Origin of the sequence: Loktanella salsilacus (assembly GCF_900114485.1) — a bacterium.
GTDB lineage: Bacteria > Pseudomonadota > Alphaproteobacteria > Rhodobacterales > Rhodobacteraceae > Loktanella > Loktanella salsilacus.
In genome coordinates this window covers 130,928-153,761 of sequence record NZ_FOTF01000001.1, presented here as the reverse complement: position 1 = coordinate 153,761, position 22,834 = coordinate 130,928, and the positions used below count along the sequence as shown (strand labels likewise).

At 60.7% G+C, this 22,834-nt stretch carries 18 protein-coding genes; 7 read left to right on the top strand and 11 right to left on the bottom strand.

From position 1 onward, the window contains the following. Positions 1-27 precede the first annotated feature (27 nt). A complete protein-coding gene (locus BM131_RS00705) occupies positions 28-981 on the bottom strand; it encodes a hypothetical protein (RefSeq protein ID WP_090184154.1) in 954 nt (317 codons plus the stop codon). Between the two features lie 225 nt (positions 982-1,206). Between BM131_RS00705 and BM131_RS00700 the strand changes: the two genes are divergently transcribed. The 5 genes from BM131_RS00700 to BM131_RS00680 all read left to right on the top strand — a co-directional run bounded on the left by BM131_RS00700 (position 1,207) and on the right by BM131_RS00680 (position 7,841). After that, positions 1,207-2,106, top strand: a complete 900-nt coding sequence (locus BM131_RS00700; RefSeq protein WP_090184590.1) for an AAA family ATPase — start codon at positions 1,207-1,209, stop codon at positions 2,104-2,106. A 64-nt stretch (positions 2,107-2,170) separates the two neighbouring features. Then, positions 2,171-3,484: a vWA domain-containing protein gene (locus BM131_RS00695; protein WP_090184151.1), complete on the top strand. Its 1,314-nt coding sequence runs from the start codon at positions 2,171-2,173 to the stop codon at positions 3,482-3,484. A 10-nt stretch (positions 3,485-3,494) separates the two neighbouring features. Beyond that, positions 3,495-4,460 carry an XdhC family protein gene (locus tag BM131_RS00690; protein WP_090184147.1) on the top strand — a complete coding sequence of 322 codons (966 nt, stop codon included), beginning with the start codon at positions 3,495-3,497 and terminating at the stop codon, positions 4,458-4,460. Continuing rightward, positions 4,457-5,446 (top strand): molybdopterin-binding protein, encoded by a 990-nt coding sequence (locus tag BM131_RS00685; protein WP_090184144.1) that lies wholly within the window; start codon positions 4,457-4,459, stop codon positions 5,444-5,446. The genes BM131_RS00690 and BM131_RS00685 overlap by 4 nt, the downstream gene beginning before the upstream one ends. 256 nt (positions 5,447-5,702) lie before the next feature. Continuing rightward, entirely contained in the window at positions 5,703-7,841 is a 2,139-nt protein-coding gene (locus tag BM131_RS00680; RefSeq protein ID WP_139222564.1) for an OmpA family protein, read from the top strand. Positions 7,842-8,042: 201 nt separating this feature from the next. Here the strand turns inward: BM131_RS00680 and infC are convergent, their stop codons facing one another. Further along, complete coding sequence (infC, locus tag BM131_RS00675; protein WP_090184138.1) at positions 8,043-8,597, bottom strand: translation initiation factor IF-3; 555 nt, start codon at positions 8,595-8,597, stop codon at positions 8,043-8,045. A 185-nt stretch (positions 8,598-8,782) separates the two neighbouring features. On the opposite strand from infC, the gene BM131_RS00670 reads away from it, so the two are divergent. Next, positions 8,783-9,757 carry a hypothetical protein gene (locus tag BM131_RS00670; RefSeq protein ID WP_090184135.1) on the top strand — a complete coding sequence of 325 codons (975 nt, stop codon included), beginning with the start codon at positions 8,783-8,785 and terminating at the stop codon, positions 9,755-9,757. Between the two features lie 101 nt (positions 9,758-9,858). Here the strand turns inward: BM131_RS00670 and BM131_RS00665 are convergent, their stop codons facing one another. The 4 genes from BM131_RS00665 to gad all read right to left on the bottom strand — a co-directional run bounded on the left by BM131_RS00665 (position 9,859) and on the right by gad (position 16,202). Next, a complete protein-coding gene (locus BM131_RS00665) occupies positions 9,859-10,509 on the bottom strand; it encodes a YrbL family protein (RefSeq protein WP_090184133.1) in 651 nt (216 codons plus the stop codon). A gap of 309 nt (positions 10,510-10,818) precedes the next feature. Beyond that, complete coding sequence (locus BM131_RS00660) at positions 10,819-12,708, bottom strand: SLC13 family permease (RefSeq protein ID WP_245754100.1); 1,890 nt, start codon at positions 12,706-12,708, stop codon at positions 10,819-10,821. A gap of 223 nt (positions 12,709-12,931) precedes the next feature. Continuing rightward, positions 12,932-14,827 carry an aspartate:alanine exchanger family transporter gene (locus BM131_RS00655; protein WP_090184130.1) on the bottom strand — a complete coding sequence of 632 codons (1,896 nt, stop codon included), beginning with the start codon at positions 14,825-14,827 and terminating at the stop codon, positions 12,932-12,934. Continuing rightward, positions 14,820-16,202 (bottom strand): glutamate decarboxylase, encoded by a 1,383-nt coding sequence (gene gad / locus BM131_RS00650; protein ID WP_090184127.1) that lies wholly within the window; start codon positions 16,200-16,202, stop codon positions 14,820-14,822. The genes BM131_RS00655 and gad overlap by 8 nt, the downstream gene beginning before the upstream one ends. A 480-nt stretch (positions 16,203-16,682) precedes the next feature. Between gad and BM131_RS00645 the strand changes: the two genes are divergently transcribed. Beyond that, on the top strand, positions 16,683-18,005 hold the full coding sequence (locus BM131_RS00645) for a DUF2254 domain-containing protein (RefSeq protein ID WP_090184124.1): 1,323 nt from the start codon (positions 16,683-16,685) through the stop codon (positions 18,003-18,005). Positions 18,006-18,063: 58 nt separating this feature from the next. Here the strand turns inward: BM131_RS00645 and BM131_RS00640 are convergent, their stop codons facing one another. From BM131_RS00640 to BM131_RS00615, 5 genes are all read right to left on the bottom strand, one after another. After that, positions 18,064-19,014 (bottom strand): extracellular catalytic domain type 1 short-chain-length polyhydroxyalkanoate depolymerase, encoded by a 951-nt coding sequence (locus BM131_RS00640; protein WP_090184121.1) that lies wholly within the window; start codon positions 19,012-19,014, stop codon positions 18,064-18,066. A 326-nt stretch (positions 19,015-19,340) separates the two neighbouring features. Next, positions 19,341-20,078, bottom strand: a complete 738-nt coding sequence (locus BM131_RS00635) for a DUF5765 domain-containing protein (protein WP_175499113.1) — start codon at positions 20,076-20,078, stop codon at positions 19,341-19,343. Positions 20,079-20,114: 36 nt separating this feature from the next. Next, positions 20,115-21,062, bottom strand: coding sequence for a YihY/virulence factor BrkB family protein (locus BM131_RS00630; RefSeq protein ID WP_090184119.1), 948 nt, complete (start codon positions 21,060-21,062; stop codon positions 20,115-20,117). A gap of 406 nt (positions 21,063-21,468) precedes the next feature. Further along, positions 21,469-22,317: a ferredoxin--NADP reductase gene (locus tag BM131_RS00620; RefSeq protein WP_090184581.1), complete on the bottom strand. Its 849-nt coding sequence runs from the start codon at positions 22,315-22,317 to the stop codon at positions 21,469-21,471. A gap of 61 nt (positions 22,318-22,378) precedes the next feature. Further along, entirely contained in the window at positions 22,379-22,786 is a 408-nt protein-coding gene (locus tag BM131_RS00615; RefSeq protein ID WP_090184113.1) for a DUF934 domain-containing protein, read from the bottom strand. Between the last annotated feature and the right edge of the window lie 48 nt (positions 22,787-22,834).

Genomic DNA, 22,834 nt, shown 5'->3' with positions numbered 1-22,834 from the left:
ATCTTTGGCCCGTTATCGCTGCCCCGTTTAGGCCCGGACGGCGTCTTTTTGGTAGGCTTCAGGCAGCGGCTCGCCCATGTCTTGCAACTGTCTGATGAAAAAAGCGTCATGCCCATCGTCCAAGACGGTGTGGCAGACGACGGCTGCTAGCCGCGCATGGCCCGAATCGCGCGCTCGGCGGACCAGATTGCGCAGGTAGGGGGCAAATGTTTTACGCGCGGCCAAGGCCTGAATAAACCGCTGGGGTGTCAGCTCTCCGGCCATTGCGGCACGGATCATATCGTCCAGCCCGCCCAGCGTGTCGAACAACACATCAAGGCGCCCATTGACCCCCATCACACGCAGCATGGTGACATTAGGTTTGGTGAACAGCGCCGCATGCATTGCATCATAGCGCTGCTGCGGGTTGAACACGATATAGGTCTGCTTGGACGCGTCGACCATATCGGGGGCATAGCCATAGCGGTCGGTAAAGTTCAGCCGCCGCTGCGCGATGAACCGATTGTCCCAGCCTGCCGTGGTCGGATCAAGCGTCGCCTGCGGCCGCAGCGCCAGGACGCGCGCGCCGGGGGCGGCCACACTATAAGCGGCGGCCGCATAACCGCCCGCCTGCGCGCCAAAGAACAAGACGTCCTCGAAATCCTCAAAGAAGCCGTCGTCGATGAGCCGGTCAATATAGCGATAGACCGCGGGATCACGAAACCAGCTGTCCCCGCGGCTGATGATCGCCAAATGGGACCAGCCTTCGCGCTGGGTAAAGGCAAAGCCGCGCGGGGCGGCGTCCGCCAGTTCCTGCACCTCCTCGGCATGCTCGAAGGTAACCAGCAACTTGGGCCCTGCATCCAAAAACGTCGCCACATGATCGCGGCCCAGCGGCGTGAAGGATCCATGCTCTTCCACCAGTTCCTCTAGGGCTTCATACCATTCAGAAGCCTCCAGTCCTTTGAGCTCGGTTTTGAAGCGTAGCGCGTGATCCGTCATGTCGGCTCTCCTGTCGCGGTGCGAGGCACCTGTCGATTTTGACCTGTTTGCTAGGTTAATGCGGCAAAAATAGGGGCGCGATAAGCCCGTTTTTAGGTTTGGCGCGGCCGCCGCTTATTTCGCCAAAACATACGACCTTGGCCGTAGGCCCGCAATGCACCGCTTGACGCGGCCCCCCTGCGGTGCAGGTTGGATGGGATGGTTGCGGCCAAGGGGGGACTGGCAATGTTCGATACGATTGATGACGTGCAAACCGCACTGGCGGCGGAAAACTACATCTGCCCGCGCGCCTTGGCGACGATCGTCTTTCTGGCCCTCAAACTCGGCCGTCCGTTGTTCCTAGAGGGGGAGGCCGGCACCGGAAAAACCGAACTGGCCAAGGCGCTGTCCGCTGCGCTGGGCCGCCGCCTGATCCGCCTGCAATGCTACGAGGGCTTAGATGCCGCATCAGCAGTTTATGAATGGAACTTCGCCGAACAAATGATCGCGATCCGCACGGCAGAAGCCTCCGGCGGTACCGACCGCAACGCACTCAAGGCCGAACTCTTCACCGAAGAATACCTGATAGAGCGCCCCCTGCTACAAGCCATGCGCCCCCAACCCGGCGGCGCGCCCGTCCTGCTGATCGACGAACTTGACCGTACCGACGCCCCGTTCGAGGCGTTCTTGCTCGAAGCCCTCTCTGACTTCCAAGTCACCATACCAGAGCTTGGCACAATCAAGGCACCAACGCCCCCCATCGTGATCCTGACCTCGAACCGCACCCGAGAGGTCCACGACGCCCTCAAACGCCGGTGCCTCTATCACTGGGTCGACTATCCCGACTTCGACCGCGAACTCGACATTCTTCACGCCCGCGCACCAGAGGCGGCAGAGACCCTGTCGCGCGAGGTTGTCGCCTTCGTGCAGCGCCTGCGGACAGAAGACCTGTTCAAAAAACCCGGCGTCGCTGAAACCATCGACTGGGCCAAATGCCTGCTCGCTCTCGACGTAATCGACCTGTCCCCCGCGGTCATCGCCGATACCCTCGGTGCCATCCTTAAATACCAGGACGACATCCAAAAGATCGAAGGCTCCAAAGCCAAACAAATCCTCGACGACGCCCGCGCCGCCCTGCCGCTATGATCTTTCACCCGAATAAAAATATGTCACGGGGGTCTGGGGGTGTGAAACCCCCAGTCAAGGCCACGTGGTAGAACTTGCCGATCTGGAGCTTCCAGACAATCCCAAACTCGCCAACAACATCGCCCATTTCGCCCGTGCCTTGCGCCGGGCGGGCCTGCCCATTGGCCCCGGCCGTGTCGTCGATGCGATCCGCGCGGTGCAGGCGGTGGGTTTTAGCGAACGGCGCGATTTTTACTGGACCCTTCACGCCTGCTTCGTGTCCAAACGCGAAGAATCCGCCGTCTTCTCGCAACTCTTTCGCCTGTACTGGCGCGATCCGCGCTTTATGGAACATATGATGGCGATGATGTCGCCTATGGTGCGGGGCGTGGCCGAAGACCGCACGGCCGTGGCCGCCGAAAAACGCGCGGCAGAGGCGCTGCTCGACGGGCAAGAGCGCGATACGCCCCAGCAAGAAGAGCAGCCCGAGGACGAGATGCTGCTCGATATTGACGCCAGTCAGACCATTTCAGCGCAAGAGCGGCTTCGCACCCTCGATTTCGAACAGATGAGCCTTGCAGAAATGCACGCCGCCCGCCGGATCCTCGCCGCGCTCGCACTGCCCGTCAAACCCTTGCCATCGCGCCGCACGCAGGCGCTGCCGGGCCGCATTCCCGATTGGCGCGGCACGCAGGCCGCCGCCATGCGAAAGGGAGGAGAGATCGCCGACCTGAAAACCAAACGAAAGCGCACCCGCTATCCCAATCTGGTGGTGCTGTGCGATATCTCTGGTTCCATGTCGCAATATTCGCGCGCCGTGCTGCACTTCGTCCACGGGGTCGCCAACGCCAAGGGGCAGGATTGGGCGCAGGTTCATGCCTTCACCTTTGGCACGCGGCTAACCAATATCACCCGCCACCTGCGCACCCGCGACGTGGATGCGGCCCTGCAAGCGGCCGGGGCAGAGGCGCAGGACTGGGAAGGCGGCACCCGCATCGCCGCGTGTCTGCACGACTTCAATCGCGACTGGTCGCGCCGCGTTATGGGGCAGGGGGCGGTGGTGCTGCTGATCACTGATGGCCTTGACCGTGACCCGGACGCTGATCTGGGCCGCGAAATGCAGCGGCTGTCTCTGACCTCGCGCCAGTTGATCTGGCTGAATCCCTTGCTGCGCTGGGATGGCTTTGCGCCCAAGGCTCGCGGTATTGCTGCCATGCTGCCCCATGTCACCAGCCTGCGCGCGGGTCACAATATCGCGTCGCTCCAAGGACTTGCAGAAGCGTTGTCCCGCCCCGATGATACAGGAGAGAAAAATCGCCTGATGGCCGCCCTGCGCAATCCCGCGCCAGAGCCATCCCCCAGCCCCTTTGCCTTCACCCGCGCCACAAATTCCCAGTAAGGTCCGCCCCATGTCAGATCACCTGCTTCAAACCGCCCTTGATTGGCACCGCGCTGGCCGCGCTGTGGCGGTGGCCACCGTGGTGGAAACCTGGGGCTCTGCCCCGCGCGGGGTGGGATCGCTGCTGATCATCGACGCGGACGGCCATATGGAAGGCTCCGTCTCTGGCGGCTGCGTCGAAGGGGCCGTGATCATGGAAGCGCTGGACGCCATCCCAAGCGGCGATGCGCGCCTGCTGGATTACGGCGTCAGCGATGACGAGGCCTTTGCCGTTGGCCTTGCCTGCGGCGGGCGCATCCGCGTGTTGGTCGAACCGGTGGGCGGGGCGATGCCTGTGCACCTGCTGGAACAACTGGTCGCCGCCATCACCGCGCGCCAGCCCATCGCCTATGTCACCGCCGCGCAAGCGCAGGCCCGCAAGCTGGCCCATCCCGCCGACTTCCCGGACCGCTTCCGCCTTGACCGTTCTGGGTTCGAAGAGGACGGCCAGACCTTTATCGCGATCCACAATCCGCCCCTGCGCATGATCGTCGTGGGCGCTGTCCATATCGCGCAAGCGCTCCTGCCCATGGCCCGCGCCTGCGGCTATGACCCCGTGCTGATCGACCCGCGCGGGGCCTTTGGCTCTGCCGAACGGTTTCCGGGCGAGACGATCATAGAGGACTGGCCGGACGAGGCGATGGCAACCTTGGCACCTGACACGCGCACGGCGGTTGTGACCCTGACCCATGATCCCAAACTCGACGATCCCGCGATCATTCAGACGCTGAAATCGCGGGCGTTCTACCTTGGCTGCCTTGGCTCGACCCGCACCCACGCCAAGCGCGTTCTGCGCCTGACCGAGGCGGGTTTTGCAGAGGCTGACATCGCCCGCATCCACGCCCCCGTCGGCCTTGACCTTGGTGGCCGCGCCCCGGCAGAAATCGCCGTCAGCATCATGGCGCAGGTCATCGCGACCCTGCGCCGCGCGCAATGAGGTTCGGCCCTGTCCCTGTTGCTGGTGCGCTGGGCGCGATCCTTGCGCACCGCGAAGTCGCGGGCGATCTGGTGCTGTCCAAAGGACATGTGCTGACGGGGTCTGACCTGACGGCGCTTGCGTCAGCTGGGTATACGCAGATCACCGTGGCGCAACTGGACCCCGGCGACGTGGGCGAAGACATCGCCGCCGCCGTCTTGGCCGCGGCCTTGGTCGGGGCTGCGCCGGGCCTGCGCCTTGGCACCGCTGCGACGGGCCGCGTCAATGTGATCGCCGACACACCGGGCCTAGCGGCGCTGGACGCCGCAGCGCTGCACGCGTTGAACCGCATCAACCCTATGATCACCGTGGCGACCGTGCCGGACCTGCACCGGATGGATGCCGGCGGGTTGGTCGCGACGATCAAGATTATCGCCTACGCCGTGCCGCAAGCCGACCTTGATGCCGCGTGCGCCGCCGGGCAGGGCGCAATCGCGCTGCACCACCCGCAGATTGACCGCGTTGCACTGGTTGAGACCCGCGCAGGCCGCGATCTTGGGGACAAGGGAGAGCGGTCTTTGCGCATCCGTCTGGACCGTCTTGGCGTGGGGTTTGCCGGGCGCGACCTGGTGGACCACGACAGCGCCGCGATCGCCGCTGCGCTGGCCGCCTGCGATGCGCCGCTGATCTGCATCCTGACCGGCTCTGCCACGTCCGATCTGCATGACACCGCCCCCGAAGCGCTGCGGCAGGCTGGCGGCGAGGTGCTGCATTTCGGGATGCCCGTCGATCCTGGAAACCTGCTGTTTATCGGCGCGCTGGGCGGGCGGCCTGTGATCGGGCTGCCCGGCTGTGCGCGGTCCCCTGCGTTGAACGGCGCGGACTGGGTACTAGAGCGTTTGCTGTGCGGTGTGGCGGTGACGCCAGACGATATCGCGGCGATGGGGGTAGGCGGTTTGCTCAAAGAAATCCCCTCTCGCCCGCGGCCACGGCGGGTGACGGACTGACGCGGGTGGAGAGAGCTATTGGCGAGGTTGGAGGGGGCTCTGCCCCCGGCTGCGCCTCCCCCGAGGTATTTTTGACCAGAAGAAGGGGGAGAAGCGGCGAGGTTTGTTCTGCTGATCCGCAGTGCGCGCTTTGATGAAGGCTTAAGTGTCGGCGGAAATCCGCCATAGCCTGTGTTTGCCCCGGAACGCGGAACACCACCCGGTGGTTTCATTTGCAACACCCGGATCACCGGGTCAGTTTTTGCGGAGGACCTCCATGCGATCCATTTCACTCAAGTCCACGACCTCTCTCGTTTTGTGCCTGTCGTTGGCAACACCTACCTTTGCCCAAACGCCAGAAGCACCCTTTCCCTGCGTCACTGCCAACGGTCAGTCCGTTGATGGTGCCGACGCTTTGGCGCGGGCCATTATTGATGGTTTGACCCAAGCAGGCGGCGATGCGGCGCAGGCTGATCCGGCAGCGGGTCCGGTTTGCGGTTCTGATGCGATGGCACAGGCGACAGAGGCTGGCGGTGAAGAACTGGCTTTGGCGCAGGCGACTGCTGCTGATACGCAAGCTCCGGCCGTTGAGGAAGGCATGGCTGATACGCCTTCTGACGCGCCGGTCGAGGGTGCTGCTGATCAGGCCGCAGCCGATCAGGCGGTCGCGGACCAAGCTGCAGCGGATGAGGCTGCGGCTAATCAAGCGGCGGCGGATCAGGCGATTGCCGATGCGGCAGCAGCTGATCAAGCGGCGCAGGCAGCGGAAGAGGCTGCAGCTGACGCTGCCCCAGCACCTGAAGCCCAGCCTGCGGTCGAAGAGCCGCCCATAGCGGACGCCCCGGTTGAACCAGAGGTGAGCGAAGCGCCTGTGCCCGGCGCCGCGGAAGAGGTCGCGCCAGAAGCGATGGCCGAGCCAGCGCCAGAAGTAGAGCCAGAAGTGGCACCTGAGGCACCAGCCGTTGACCAGCAGGCGATTGATCAAGCCACGGATCAGGCCGCTGCGGACGCTGCAGCAGCCGCTGCCGCGATCGCGGCGCAGCCCGCAGAGGAGACTCCGGCAGAGCCAGAAGCACCAGCGCCGGTTGCGCCTGCTGCCGAGGCCCCAGTTGAGCCAGCGGCGCCTGCAGAGGCACCCGCTGAGCAAAGCGCGACCGTCGCCCCGACTGCTGAGACTGCAACTGCGCCAGCGGCCACTGACGGCGAGTCCACCATCGCTGCTGATACCTCTGCTGAAACGTCAACACCGCCAGCAGAGCCGGCTTTGACGCCAGAAGAGCAGGCCGCCCGCACGGCAGAGCGTGAAGCTGCGCGTCAGGGTTCTGCTGCCGCAGAAGCTGCAGCCAGCGGTGAGCAGGCTGATATGGCCGCCGATCCAGAGGTCGTGACCGAAGAGGTGACCGAAGATACCGTGCGGAGCGCGGACGAGGACTTTGACACCAAAGTCACGGCCGCCACGACCGAGGCGCCAGCCGCAACGGACGCAGCCACAACTGAAACTGCGACTGCGGACTCCAGCAAAGGCGGCTTGTCCACCTTTGAAAAGGCGCTGGCCCTTGGCCTTGGCGCTGTCGTCGTCGGCTCTATCCTGAAGAACGGCGACCAAGTGGTGTCGAACTCTGGCGACCGCGTGGTCGTGCAGCGTGACGGCGAATTGCGCGTGCTGAAAAACGACGACGTGCTGCTGCGCCAGGCCGGCTCTCAGGTTGCGTCGCGCACCTTTGACGACGGTTCGACCCTGACGACGATCACGCGCGAAGACGGTAGCGTTGTGACCACGATCCGCGCCGCTGACGGCACCGTGCTGCGCCGGTCGCTGACCCGCGTCGATGGCACCCAAGTGCAGCTGATCGACGATCTGGACCGCACCAGCGTGCCCGTCGAAGTGTCCACCCTGCCACCAGTCCCGCAAGAGGTGACAACCAATCCTGTCGCGCTGAGCGATCAGGCCGCGCTAGAAGCAGCGTTGTCCGCCAGCCTGCTGGCACAAACGGGCCGCAGCTATTCGCTGGAACAGGTCCGCGACATCCGCCAGGTCCGCGCCCTTGCGCCCCAGGTTGAACTGGCCGCGATCACCTTCGAAACCGGCTCTGCCGCGATCCAGCAAAGCCAAGCGGACGAGCTGGCAGCGCTGGGCGGTGCGATCCGTCAGATCGTCGCGCAGAACCCGTCGGCCATTTTCTTGGTCGAGGGTCACACGGACGCCGTCGGTGATGCAGGTTACAACCTGTCCCTGTCCGACCGCCGCGCCGAAACTGTCGCGCTGGCCCTGTCGCAGTACTTTCAGGTGCCGCCAGAGAACCTTGTCACCCAAGGTTATGGTGAGCAGTTCCTGAAGATCCAGACAGAGGCCGGTGAGCGGGCCAACCGCCGCGCGGCCGTGCGCAACATCTCGGAGCTGCTGACAAACGGCTAAGTTTGTTTGACGGCAAAAGAAGGGCCCGTGCAGCGATGCACGGGCCTATTTCGTTTGGGTGTCTCGCGCCGCTTGAACCACGCTTCTTGTGTTCTGGAACCGGCGAGCGGCGACCTGCTGCACCTATTTAGACGCCATGACGGCGCCCATGAAAAAGGCCCCGGAGAATCCCCCGGGGCCTGATATCGGTCTACAGTGCGATCACTTCGGCATCGGGCCAATCAGCATGACCATCTGGCGGCCTTCCATCTTGGGGAAGTTTTCCACCTTGCCGTGCTCTTTGGTGTCTTCTGCAACACGTTCCAGCAGCTGACGACCCAGTTCTTGGTGGGCCATCTCGCGGCCACGGAAGCGCAGGGTGATCTTAACCTTGTCGCCGCCTTCCAGAAACTTGAACACGTTGCGCATCTTGACTTCGTAATCATTGCTGTCCGTGTTCGGACGGAACTTGATTTCCTTGATCTCGATGATCTTTTGCTTCTTACGCGCTTCCGCTTCTTTCTTCTGGGTCTCGTACTTATATTTGCCGAAATCCATGATCTTGCAGACGGGCGGAGAGGCGTTGGGCGAAATCTCGACCAAATCCAGCCCGGCTTCTTCTGCCATCTGCAGCGCGCGCTCTGGGCTCACGACACCTACGTTCTCACCTTCAGCGCCGATCAGGCGGATATCGCCGCCACGGATGCGTTCGTTGATACGGGGGCCGGTCTCACGCACCGGGGGTGCGTTATGTGGTCTGCGTCCTATGGTCTTCATCCTTTAGTCATTTAAGGGGGTGGCCGTAACCTAATCCTCTGCGCCCTATGCTTCAAGGCGCAAAGCGGCGTGAAACGGCAAGAATGAGCTTGATTTGGTTTAGTTCACCTTGACGCAAGGCCGCGCGCCCCGCATCTGACAGGGGAATGCGGCCATTCTTGCCGCGAAACTAGAAGGATTTTGCCATGCGCGCCATCGTGATCATCGTCATTGCAGCCATTTTGGGCTTTTTCGGCTATGAATATTTCGTCAAGGGCCAAGACCCGCAGGCTGTCGTGGGCACGGATGTGCCTGATGCCGCTGCCGCAGGCGATGCATTGACCGAAGGGGCCGCTGCCGTCGGCGCTGCTGCCGAAGGCGCAGCCGCAGCAATTGGCGACGCCGCTGGCGATGCCGCCGACGCTGTGACTGGCGCAGCAGATGACACTGCAACTGCAGCGGACGAGGCTGCCGCTGACGCAGCCGAAGCCGCAAATGATGCAGCGGACGCCGCGACAGCCGCTGCTGATGAAGCTGCAACTGCGACAGGCGATGCGTTGACTGATGCCGCTGATGCTGCCGCCGATGCTGCTGATACCGCTGTGACCGAGGCCGAAACCGCTGCTGATCAAATGGAAGCCACCGCTGACGAAGCAACAACTGCCGCCGTCGCCGAGGCCGCCAGCGCTGCCGCCACCGCGCAAGACGCCGCCGCTGATGCAGCTGCCGAAGTCGAAGCCGCTGCAGGCGACGCCGCTGCAACCGCAGGCGCAATGGCGACAGAGGCGAGTGACGCCGCCGCTGCGATGATCCAAGACGCAGGCGACGCGGCCCAAGACGCGGCCACCGATGCGGCAGAAGCAATGACAGCGCCAGTTGCTGAAGCGCCAGTTGCAGAAAAAACAGTCACAGAGGCCCCCACAGATGGCGCGGCCATCGATGCCACTGTGGAAGCCGACGGCACTGTCACGCCCGGTGCCGCGCCAGAGGCGAATGCGCCGCTGGCCGATCTGCTGACCCCAGAAGGCTTTGACGCTGACGCGGTCATCGAACGGCTGAACGAGAGCGATCTGTCGATGGTGCAGAAAACCACGCTGACCGCTGCAATCAAGGGCGCGCAGAACAACCCTGAACTGCTGACCGCCACCTTGACCCGCGTGCGCGAAGCGCTGGGTCTGTAACCCGCGCATAAGCGAACCCAAAAGGGCCGCGCCATGATGGCGCGGCCCTTTTTGTTTTAAGAGATAATTCAATTGTATAGAGCTGGCCGGAGGTCGCGCTATCAAAAGCGAAAGAGACGTGCGTTACTTTCCCAAACAAAACCTAGGCGGTTCGCAATTTCACTATAGGCCATCGACGTGCGCTGGAGTCTTATGCGCCGAGACCATGATGCCAAAGGCAATCTGCGGTAATCTCCAAATCCATCAACTAAAACAAAAACGCGCTTATTTCCACGAAAGCCATATGCAATATTTTTCGCATTAAGGTCTGTGACTGGAATGTTCCAGCTATCAAGCCGTGCGACAAAGGAATTCAGGTCGGCGAGTGTTTTACGTCCCATTAAATCCCGTAGGATGACTTGTTCTAGCGTTAAGCCAAGTTTGCTACGATCTTGGCGAAACAAGCCTTCGTATACATCGGCATTTCCAATGTCGGTTTCAATCGTGCCAAAGAAATGGGGGATGGGTGCATCAAATGGATGCATTGCTAAAAGCCGCGTGTTTTTTTTGTAAACATGATGTTCACGGGATACATGGCGGTTGTTACTTCTATCAGCGATAGGCGCATTTCGCAGCAGCTTATCGGTCATTTCACCGTTATAAGAAACTTTTAAAATTTTTTTGTCGTCATTTGGGTGAATGAAAACAAGCCGTTGGTAGCCCTTTGAAATCCAATTTAGATGGGATACGGAAATCACGGGTGCGGTTTTCATCTTATAATAAACTTACGGTCAAAAAGTGGTTTGTTTAGTGTCGCCGATAGATTGCCTGCGATCTACGACATTTCAAGGCAAGCGTAACATGTTTTGGACATAAGTTAAAAGGTGCACCCCGATGGGGTGCGCCTTGGCCAGCCAGCAGGCCCAGCGCAACGAGGCCGATTGCACCCAGCATGATGGTGTCCGCAATGATCGCCATGCTCTGCCGGGACGCCGGCCAAAGGGTCGCAGTTGTCAAGCGAGGGGGCTTTTTGAAAGCGACGCGCCAAAACATCGACTGCCTGCGTTTGACGACAGCGCGGCCTACAGGGGCCAGACGATCAACAACAGCGGTATGCTGACAACGACGACGATTGCCTCGACCAGCAGTCCCAGGCGCCAATAATCGCCAAAGCGGAAACCACCGGGGCCAAGGATTAGCGTGTTGTTCTGATGGCCGATGGGCGTGAGAAAGGCGCAGGATGCGCCAATCGCCACTGCCATCAGGAAACTGTCCGGATTGACGCCAAGGGTCGCGGCGATGCCAAGGGCGATGGGGCACAGAATGGCGGCGGTGGCGGCGTTGTTCATGACGTCCGACAGGAACATGGTGGTGATCAGCACCACGGCCAGGGCTGCGATAGGGTTGCTCTGCGCAATCGTCTCGACCAAAAACCGCGCCAGCAGGTCGGCGGCCCCGGTCGTCTGCATCGCGCCCGCAACCGGGATCAGTGCGGCCAGCAACACGATGACCGGCCAGTCAATCGTCGTATAGATTTTCCGCAACGGAACCGTTCGCAACACCATCGAGGCCAGAACCCCAAGGGCAAAGGCCACGGGGGCAGCCAGCAGGCCCAACGTAACAAGGCCGATTGCACCCAGCATGATCGCGCCCGCAATGATCGCCATGCGTTTGTCGGGGATGCGCAGCTCGCGCTCTCCGAGGGGGACGCAGCCCGTATCGTTGATGAATTCGGACATCATCTCGGCCGGGCCCTGCATGAGCAGCAGATCGCCGGATTTCAGCTTTAGCTTGCGCAGCCGTGCCTGCGGCTGTTGTCCTTCACGGGACACGGCCAGCAGATTAAGCCCGTAGCGCGTGCGCAAGCGCAGGTCGCTGGCTGATTGCCCGGCGATGGTCGCACCCGGCAAAATGGCAAGCTCGCGCAGCACGATGTCCTCGTCACGCTGGTCGCTTTCATCGCTCTCGGCGGTCTTCTCGACTTTTTCAGCAGTGCGGATGGCGGCTTCTGCCATCACCTTATGCGGTGCCTTTTCGGACGCGTCGTCTGCCGGCGCGTCTTTTTCATCGGCAGCTGATTTCTGCGCCTCAAGCTGAATGCCGAAGACGGACAGCGCTTCGGCCAGTGCGTCAACATCGGCCTGCAGCACCAGCACATCGCCCGCCTTGATCCGCCGCAAGCCATGGGGCGCGGTCAGTCGGACTTCGTTTCGCACTAAGCCGATAATCTGTGCGCCGCTGTCTTCGATTTCGGCCTCGAAATCGCGCAGGGTCAGGCCGACAGCCTTGCCACCGTCAGGGACGCGGACCTCGGTCAGGTAGGTGCCAGTGTCGAAACCTGTGCCAGCGGCAGATTTGCGCGCAGGTACCAGACGCCAACCGATCAATGCGACGAAAAGAACGCCCAAGGTCGCAACCGCGATGCCGACGGGCGCAAAGTCGAACATCGCAAATTGCCCCAGCCCGGCCTCTTCGCGAAATCCCGAAACGATCAGGTTGGGGGGCGTGCCGACCAGCGTGGTCATGCCGCCCAAAATTGTGCCAAAGGCCAGCGGCATCAGGATTTGTCCCGGTGCCAGATCTAAACGGGCGGACAATTGCACGGCAATGGGCATCAAAAGCGCCATCGCGCCCACGTTGTTCATAAAGCCCGACAGCGCGGCCCCCAGCCCGATCAACGCCAGCAGGGTTGTGATCCGTCCGGCATCGCGTGGCAGAATGCTGCGCGCCAACCAATCAACCGCGCCGGTGCTGCGCAGCCCCTGACTAAGCACAAGGACACAGGCCACCGTTATGACCGCCGGATGGCCAAAGCCCGCAAAGGCCACGCCGGACGGAACAAGCCCCGCGATCACGCAGGCCAAAAGAGCCGTGAGGGCGACCACGTCGTGGCGAAACCGTCCCCATAGGAACAGTCCCATCATAGCGACGAGGATTGCGAAGATCAGGATCTGCGGCGTGGTCAGGGACATAGCTTTCAAGCGGGGTCTTCGTGCAAGACGCGTTTCTTTATCGGGTGCTGATCCGGGGGTGCCCCAGTGTCAGGACCAATTGGCTTCGCCCTTTGATACAAGCAAAATGGCCCGGGTGCCTACGCCTGACCGCGATTTAATCACGCTGACGGTCCTTCCTTTCATTTGAAAGGTCGCGGCGTGATTGCACCCGCCGCCCGGACAGGGCGACGGGTCAAAGGCGCTAGGACAGGATCATCGAAAAATATCCGCCGATCAACGCCAGAACGGTCGTGAACGCGTAGCTGACCGGATAAGGCACGGCGGCGACGGAACTGCGGGATTCTTCCATGATTGCGTTCAGGCTGGGCGTGCTATTGCGCCCACCGGCCGCCGCCCCGTCCGAGATGATCGCGTTCAGACCAAAGATCTTGATCCCGACCCAAAAAGCGACAAGCGGCGGGATCAGCGCCCCTGCAATGCCGATCAGCGCAAGCCAAAGGATCGTATCACCGCCCAAGGCCGAAATGACCTTGGGACCGACGTTGGCAGACAGCACGGCGACAAAGGCGTTCAGGCCAAAATCTTGCAGAAAGCTGCGTGCGCCCTCATTGACGGGACCGCCAAAACTAGGGTTCCGGCTGCGCAAATAGCTGACACCCACGCCCGCCATGATCACGCCAGCCGAGGTGCCGAACGCAAAGGGGATGCCCGAAATCGTGACCGAGATGATCCCGACCAGATACCCCAGCAACATCGCCAGCGCGAGGTAGAGGACCTCTGTCTTCATGGTGAAAAGGATCGCGGTGCCGCCCAGTTGCTTTGCCGCCTGCTGAATGGCGACATCAGGGCCGTTCAGACGCAGCACGTCACCGAATCGAACGTCGGTTTTGGGACCCAGCGGCAGCTCTGTGCCCGCGCGGAACAGTGCCTGCACCGTAACGCCGCCCGACAGATGCGCCCCAAAGTCGGCCAGACTTTTGCCCGAGACTTTGTGCGATCCCACATGCACATCGGCGACCTCGATGGGGACGTTGCGGGCCAGCGGATTGCTTGATTCGGGGCCGATAAGCTTGATTTCTTTGCCCATCAGATCCTCGACATCGGCGCGCACCGTGACGATGTCGTTTTCCTGCACGGCGGGATTGTCGGTCATGTCCAAAATCGTGCCGTCCCGCACGATGCGTAGGATGGGCACGGCAGGAAAGTCCTCTGCCAGTTGCGACAGAGTCCGCCCGATGAAATCCTTGTGGCTAACGGCAAAGGCGCGGACGCCGACGGATGTCATGCCCATGGTCAGCGCACCGGGGGCACCCGGCACCGGGTCTTTCGCGCCGCCGCTGAAATCTTCTTCGGCCTGCTTCGCCTCGGCGATGGCGTCATAGCCGAACATGCGCGGAAGATAGCGGATCAGCAAAATGGTCAGCACGGTCGATAGGACATAGCTGATCGCATAGGCGGCGGCCATATTGGCCCCGACCTGCTCGACCGAGGTGCCATCGGGCGGAACATAGGCACCGCTGGACAGGGCATCCTGACCGACGCCCAAGATCGCTGTGATCGTATAGCTGCCCGACATCAGACCCGTCGCATATCCCGGTGCAAGCCCGGCCATACTGGCCCCGAAAAAGCAGATGACCCAGTTCAGAATCCAGACGGTGAAACCGATCACAAGGAACGCCAAGCCGCCCTTTCGCAGCCCGGAAAAGAACTGCGGGCCGACCTTAAGCCCCAGCGCATACATGAACAAAAGCAGCATGAAGGACGACAGGATGCTGGGGATCGAATAGGTGATGTCATAGGCCGCTTGCGCGGTCATCGACAACAACACCCCGACCAGCAGCGTGCCAGCGGTTGAGCCCAGAGAGATAGTCTTGAAGCTGAATTTTCCGATCAGCGTTCCCAGCGCAAGCGACAGCAGAATGAAGGCGATGGGCTGGTTGTCCAGAAGCTGGAAAAAGCCGTGAACGCCAGCCTCTGTCACCGGCTTTATCGTATCGAACACCTGCCCGATGACCCCGCCGGACGCCGTGTCTGCGTCTTGGGCCGCCGCCGCACTGGCCGACAGGATCAGCGGCAGGCCCGCACCGCAGATGGCCCGTTTCAGGATCACCCTACGATCAGTTTTCGCATTAATCATGGTGAAATCCGGGCTTCGCGGTAGAGTTCGGAACCGGGTTTTCCTTTAGATGCGCGATGGCACGCTTGATGTCGTCCAGCAGCAGTTGCGCCAGATCGCGGCTGACCCCGTGCCGGATCAGGATGCGCTGAACGACGGTGTCCTTGCGGTTCATCGGCAGCGGATAGGACGCGATCTGCCATCCGCCCATGCGGACCCGGTCCGACAGATCATACAGCGTAAAGCCGTGATCCGCGTCCGTCAGTTTGTACGCCACGGCCGGAATGCCGCCGTGGCCGTCATAGACCATTTCGATGCAATCCATTGCCGCCATCTGTTCCCCCAGCCATTGGGCCGTGTCCGAACAGGCCTGCTGAACGGCGGTGTATCCCTCCATGCCAAGGCGCAGGAAATTGTAATATTGGGCGATAATCTCGCCGCCCGGGCGGGAAAAGTTCAGCGCAAAGGTGGGCATGTTGCCGCCAAGGTAGTCGACATAAAAGATCAGTTCTTCGGGCAGATCGTCCTGCGTCGCCCAGATCACCCAGCCCACGCCCAGCGGTGCCAGACCGTATTTGTGGCCCGACGCGTTGATCGACCGGACCCGGTCCAGTTTGAAATCCCAGACGATGTCTTTTTGAATGAACGGCGCGATAAACCCGCCAGAGGCCGCATCGACGTGAATAGGAATATCCAGCCCAAGGTCGCGCTGCATCGCATCAAGTTCAGCCGCTAAGGCCGCGACAGGCTCATAAACGCCAGTAAAGGTGACGCCCAGCGTGGCCACAACGCCAATTGTGTTTTCGTCGCAATATTTGCGCAGGTCCTCAGGCTTTAGCCCAAGCGCGTCACCTTCTAGCGGTACCTCGCGGATTTCGACGTCGAAGTAGCGCGCGAATTTCTTCCAGCAGATTTGCACGGGGCCGGTCACGATGTTGGGTTTGCTCGCGTCCTTGCCTTCGGCCTCCCGGCGCTTGCGCCATTTCCACTTGAACGCCAACCCGCCAAGCATAGCAGCCTCGCTCGACCCGGTGGTAGAGCAGCCTATCGTTTCGCGCGATCTTTCGGCATGCCAAAGGTCAGCAAGGATATGCACGCAGCGCTTTTCTATTTCGGCGGTTTGCGGGTATTCGTCCTTGTCGATCATGTTCTTGTCGATGGCGTCCGCCATCAGCGCCTTGACCTCATCCTCGACCCAAGTTGTGCAGAACGTCGCAAGGTTCTGGCGCGCATTCCCGTCTAGCAAAAGCTCGTCGCGGATCAGGGCGTAGGCCGCACGCGGTTCGGTGCGCCCGTCCGGTATCCGATACTTTGGCAGGCTGTTTTGCGATGCCTCGGTTGCGTAAATATCCAAAAGACTGGATGTGTCGGTCGAATCCACGCGGTGAATAGGCATTGAATTGCTCCTTTGAAGGGCGAAGAAACGCCAGCGCGATGATTGGACATCATGCCAGCAGATAATCCGGTGGTCCTGCGTGGGCCGTTCGTGTCCCATGCCAAGGCAGGCAATGGATTGTCGAAGCCGGCACAGGCGCCGCCGCATATTCAAGTGAGTTACGACAGGATGACTGACCCGGCCTTGATCGAGATCAGTCTTGGTTCGGACGCCCACAGCCGCTGATCCAGAAAACGCCGCCCTGACACAATGATAGCGGGGGCGGCTTGATCGAAATCAGTGTGGTCCCTGTCCGGCATGATACCGTAATCGCGTCAGGAACCGGATGCGCCAAAGTCATTGATGATGGCGGCACAACGCCGCGATCGATGCGAAACCAGATTTGCGGTCTTGGTGGGCCGCGCTGGGGCAGGGCCAAGGCCGCCTCTAAAACTTGCTGCTTTTCGATCCTATAGACCGTCTAAAAACAAGGAGTTGCGTATGGCAGCGTCATTTTCACTTACGCGTGTCACGGCATTCTGGGGACGGCTTAACGCCAGCTTTTGGTTCTTGCCCGCTGTCATGGCGGTCTTTGCCGTCGTTCTATCCTTTGTGCTGATCGAGGTGGATGTCCTGCGCGACGTCGCCCAGAACGACAATCCCGGCGCGCTTTATACGTTCGGACCCGAAGGGGCCCGCGCGATGCTGTCGGTGATCGCCAGTTCCATGATCACGGTGGCCAGCTTGATCTTTTCAATCACGATGCTGTCTTTGCAGCTGGCGTCATCCCAGTTCGGCCCGCGGACATTGGGCAACTTCATGCGGGATCGCAGCAACCAGATCGTGTTGGGGACCTTCATCGCCACGTTTCTGTATTGCCTATTCGTGCTGCGGTCCGTGCGCGGCACCGAAGGGTCCAGCTTTGTCCCGCATATTGCGGTGGCCTTTGGCGTGCTGATGGCCGCGGCAAGCGTGGCTGTTCTGCTTTACTTTATCCATCACATCGCGACGTCGATCCGCGTCGAAACACTGCTGGAAAAACTTGCCGTCGAAGGCTGCGCCGCCGTCGATCATGTCTTTCCCGAACGATTGGGTGACGGGCCGCCAGCCGATGCGGTTAAGCAGACTTTGCCCGACGATTTCGATGCGCAAAGCAAACAAATATCCGCAGATTCAGATGGGTATATCCAAAGCATCGGCGGCGACGTGCTGATGCGGATCGCTGTGAAACATGATCTTGTTCTGCGCATCGCAGCGCGCCCTGGCGCGTTCGTGACCAAAGGCACGAGTGTGATGACAGCCTATCCAAAGGCGCGGGTGTCGGACAAAATCGACGAGGATTTGCGCGGTGCGGTCGTCATTGGACGCGACCGGACATCCTATCAGGATCTGGAATTCGCCATCCGCCGCATCGTGGAATTGGCGCAACGGTCCCTGTCGCCCGGCATCAACGATCCCACGACCGCGCTTTATTGTATCGACCGGTTGGGACAAGTTTTTGAACTATTGGCAACCCGGGACATTCCGTCGCCCATGCGGTTCGACCATAAAGGCGAGCTGCGTATCCTGACCGACGTCATAAATCTGGGGGAGGTCAGCTGCCGGGCCTTCGCGTCCGTTGCACGCTATGGCATGGCCGACGCGGATGTCGTCACCCGCCTTTGTGAAACCCTTGAGATGTTAGAAAAGTCTTTCCCCCTGTCGGCGCGTGTCGCGATTGCAGGGCTGCGCGAACAGGTGGTGCGAGAAGGCCAAAAGATGTCAGTTCATGCCTTTGACCGCAAAACGCTTGCGGATTTACAGCCGGACAGCGCGCAGCCCTGACACCGGGCATGCCCGCGCGCCCTTTGGACGCGGAAACATGCCCGGCAAAGGTCTAGGCCTAAGCCGCGTCGTCCACTTCGGGGGTGTCCGTGGCTGCGCTGCCGCCTTGCGTCAAACCCCAGAAATCAGCGATGTGGCGGGTGGAAGAGATGCCAACCTCTAGCATGTATTTGCCTTCTTCCCCCAACCCCTCAACGCCATCTGCGCTGATCGGCGTGCCGTGGCCCATCGATGTGATAATAAATTCCTCGATCACCACGCGCCCGTCCGCGTCGCACCAGACCTTGCGCGGAAAGCCGTCAACGGTCTCAACACGGGTCGGCTTGTCTGCGACTTTGTGAATCTGTTGCCACTGCGCGACGATGGACGCGGCGTTGGAACTGGCGACGGTCGTATCGCTATCGCCTTGCCAGACCGAGATCGTCGGCCAAGGCCCGGCAAAGTCCGTCGCGCCTTGGACAAGCGCATCTAGGCGGCTGTCCGATGGGCTTCCGAAACCATTCATGCGCATGACCGCCTCCATCATGTTGGTCGCGCTGCCAAAGGCGATCCCTGCGATGATTGCCCCTCCGGCGAAGACCTCTGGATAAGTGGCCAGCATCACCGATGTCATGGCACCGCCCGACGACATCCCCGTGATAAAGACTCGCGACGGGTCGACGGCATGATCATCGACGACTTGGCCGATCATTTGACGAATAGACAAAGGCTCGCCTTCGCCGCGCTGGCTGTCGCCTGTCTCGAACCAGTTAAAGCTGCCGATCATGTTGTTGGTCAGTCTTTGCCCCGGAAACAGCAGCGCGATCCCGCATTCCTCGGCGAGCGTGGACCAGCCGGATCCGATATCGTAGTCATCTGGTGACTGGGTGCTGCCATGCAGCACCACCACAAGCGGTCCGTTTTTCGGGAAGTTTTTTGGCACGTAGATATCGGCACTTAGCGAACCTGGGTCAGTCCCGAAGTTTGCAAGGACGGAAAGGCGATCGCTGGTATTGGAAAATATTGACATAGAAACCTCTTTGAATGGGCGGGGATGGGCGGACTGCGCGGTGCTCACTTGGTCAGATTTTTGCGGGCCGGGCGCTGTGTGAAGGATGGCATTTCATGACGGGTGCCAAATTGCTTTGGCACCCGAACGCGGTGGTTTCCTTCAGATGCGCAGGCCAATTGTGTGGATTGTCCTGCGCAGCTTGCCCGTTCCCAGTGTCTTGCGCACCGATGCAGGTTAGCGTGGGCACTTAAAATCGGAATGAATCTGACCTTAGCGCGGCGCATCCGTAGGACGGGCCGCTTTTGCGGTCCAAAGGTATGGCCTGATCACAAAGCGCTTTGGCTTCAGGCGCTTTGTTTCGGCCATAGCAACCAAGATTTCACAAACATGAAGCGTCTTATGGGTGTTTTCACGACAAGCAGCAGGATGCCGATTGATAGCAGGCACCAGATAGCGGCCACCTCGTTAGGGTCGTTGGTCAGCAGAACGGCCAACTGTGGTCCGATCAGGAAGTGATAGATCGTGATGCGCCATGACCCGTAAAGAAGCGGCATTGCAAACGCTGCGATGAAATAAGTGGGATAAGCGGTCAAAAAAGAGGCCCAGGAATCAACCGTTATAAAGTTCAGCATGCCGTTCGTCGGCACCTCCCAAGCGATGTGCCAATTACCGGACACTGAACAAAGGCGTTCTGCGCACAGCACCTCACCCAGTGGACATAATCCTGCCCATGCGAACGGATAAAGCTGCAAAAGCATGACGATGGCCGATGCAAAACAGACTGTATAAACCGGCCACTGAATCTTGACCCGCACAGCATCTGGAATGAAATACATCGACAGCATGTTGATGAAGAAGGGCTGAAATACGATGTGCAGATAGCTAAGCAGGGTGGCGACCTGATTTGATGGCAGTGCGCATTGGTCAATCACCGAATAAGTGAAGGCCTGCAAAAGCTCCATTGACGAGAAATAGCCAAGAGCCATCCACAAAGGCGCCGGTTCTTTCTTGTATGCGGCGTAGACGGTGGTTGAAATACCAACGATTGCCAGCGCCGCCGAGGCTTCACCGCTCCAGCACATAAGACATCTCCTTCGACTTCCAGAATAATGCGACTGTCATGTGCCGCCCGTCGCATGGGGATTGCCCGGTTTTGCGGCGTCCTGCGAAGCCGTCGCTTTGTCGTCCCCGGCCGCCGTGTCGGCGCGCGTTTGCGCCTCGAGTTCGGCATTCAATTCCGCCCCCATGAGGACGATGTAGGCTGAAATCCAGAACCACATCAGCAGCACGACAACGCCGGCCAAAGTCCCAAAGCTTTGGTTGTAGTAACTGAAATTGCTGACGAAGAACGCAAAGCTGGCCGATGCCGCGATCCAGACAAGGCATCCTGCGACTGCGCCGACCGATGTCCATTTCCACTCTGGCGTCTCGCGTGACGGTGCAAAGCGATAAAGCACGCAAAGCCCGGCAATGGTCAGTGCGATCAATCCGGCCCAAAAGGCCGCCGTCAATAGGATCGCGACGGCGGGTCCCATATCCACGAAGGCCAGAATGACGGGCAGGGCCAGCGTCGCGCCAAGCCCGCAGACAAGCCCGGCAATCAACAGCAGCGTTAAAGCGGACGTGACCAACAAACGCGCGGTGAACCCGCGCGTTTCCTGTTCGTCATAAGCGATATTGAGGCCTTGCATCAGGCTGGCCATGCCCTTGGATGCGGAATAAAATGCAATCAGCAGTCCAAGGATGGCAGCAAAGCCCAAGCTGCCTTGGCGGGAATTCGCAACAGCCGTGGCCTGTCTGGTCACGATTGCGATCACGTCCTCGGGGATAAGCCCCGAAAGGCTGCTAAGTTGCGCGAGGATGCGGCTTGGCTCTATCAACAGGCCGCTGATGGCGATCGCGGCGGTGATGGCCGGAAACAGGGCCAGCAAGCCATAGAACGCCACCCCGGCAGCAAGCAGCCCGACGCGGTCCTTGGCGATTTCATCCTTGACGCGAAATGCCACGTCCTTCCAGCCCACAACCGGTATGTCTGCTGGCGTTGCGGCATCGCGGCGGCGTGTCATAGGCGGTCCTCACGTCAGAAAATAGCGCGCCCTCACGGGCCAATGGCGTAAGTGCTTCATGCTTTGGTCGTCTTAGGCTTTCGGTGCTGGGCCGATGAATTCCAGCCAGCTGACGCGCAAAACATCGCAAATACCGCCGATCTTTGAGCAATGTTAAACAGATCGGCCAATGCGCGCGCTGATCCAGATCAGTTCGCATGCGAAGTCTGCCGCTGGCCAAATGTTTGGTAACCAGCAGATTGCAGCCATCCGCTGCGTCGCAGAAAGCCTACGGAATAGAGGCGATTATGGTCAGCGACGCGACGGGACTAAACGTTCCACCGCCCGCCCGGCAGTTCGGCATAATCTGAACGAAGAAAGGCGCGCCCAATAGGACGCGCCCTTGTAAATCATCAGTCGTAAATCGTTAGCCGACGAAGGCTTTCTCGATCACGAACTCGCCCGGCTCGGAATTGGCACCCTCGTGCAGGCCAGCGGCCTCCATCAAGGCGGCGATGTCTTTGTTGAACGCAAGGCTGCCGCATACCATGGCGCGGTCGGTTTCGGGGTTCAGCGGCGGCACGCCGAGATCGGTGAACAACTCGCCGTTTTCGATCAGCGTGGTGATCCGGCCCATCTTGGCGCTCTTCTCGCGCGTGGTGGTGGGGTAGTAGCGGATCTTGGCTAGGTTCTCTTCACCCAGCAGTTCGATCATCATCTCGTCTTGCTTGATGCTTTCAATCAGGTTCGCGCCGTACGTCAGCTCTGCCACATCGCGGCAGGTATGGGTGACGATGACCTCGTCGTAGTTCTCATAGGTGTCTGGCTCGCGCAGCAGGGACGCAAATGGCGCAAAGCCGGTGCCAGTGGAAAAGAAGTAGATCCGCTTGCCGGGCAGCAGGGCGTCATGCACCAGCGTGCCAACGGGCTTGGGCTTAAGGATGATCTGATCGCCGACTTCGATGTGCTGTAGCTTGGACGTCAGCGGGCCGTCTTCGACCTTGATCGAATAGAACTCCAGCTCTTCGTCCCAGCTTGGCGAGGCAATAGAATAGGCGCGCAGCAGCGGCTTTTGCTTGCCCGTTTCGGGGTGCGGATCGCCCATCAGCCCGATCATGACGAATTCGCCAGACCGGAACCGCAGGGACGCGGGACGCGTCACGCGGAACGAAAACAGCCGGTCCGTGTAATGGGTCACGGCGGTGACGGTCTGCGCGTCGGGCAGGGCGGGGACGGCTTTTGCGGTGGCTTCGGTCACGGGGGATTGCTCTGTCATATCATTCATTCGCAGCCCTGATGGCGCCGCGCCTCTGGTTCGTCAAGAAAAGGGAAAGGGGTTAGCCGCGCATCCGCGCCTGATAATCATGGGCCTGCCAATCGGCGCGGGCCAGCCACTGCGGCTCTGGCTGACGTGCGGCCAGATCATCGCTGATCTCGACCTCGTCAAACCCGCTGCGCCGCGCCATTGCGTATTGGTCCGCAATCACATGGCCGCAGGCGCGCAGACGCCCCTGATAGCCTGCACGTCGCAGGATCGCGGCCAGCGTAAAGCCGCGCCCATCGGAAAAGCTGGGAAAGGCGATACGGATCATCGGGGCCTGCATCACCGTGCGCACAGCGTCCGGCTCTGCGTCCGATGGCACATCCACCGCGCCGGGTACTTCCAGCGCCACGTCGCCAAGGGCCACAAAGTCGCCGTCAAAGTCATCGGCGGCAAAGCCTGTATCGGTTACAATTACACTCATCTTATCGTCCTCCGGGCGCTGCGCCCCTGCATCATCTTGCTCAAAATA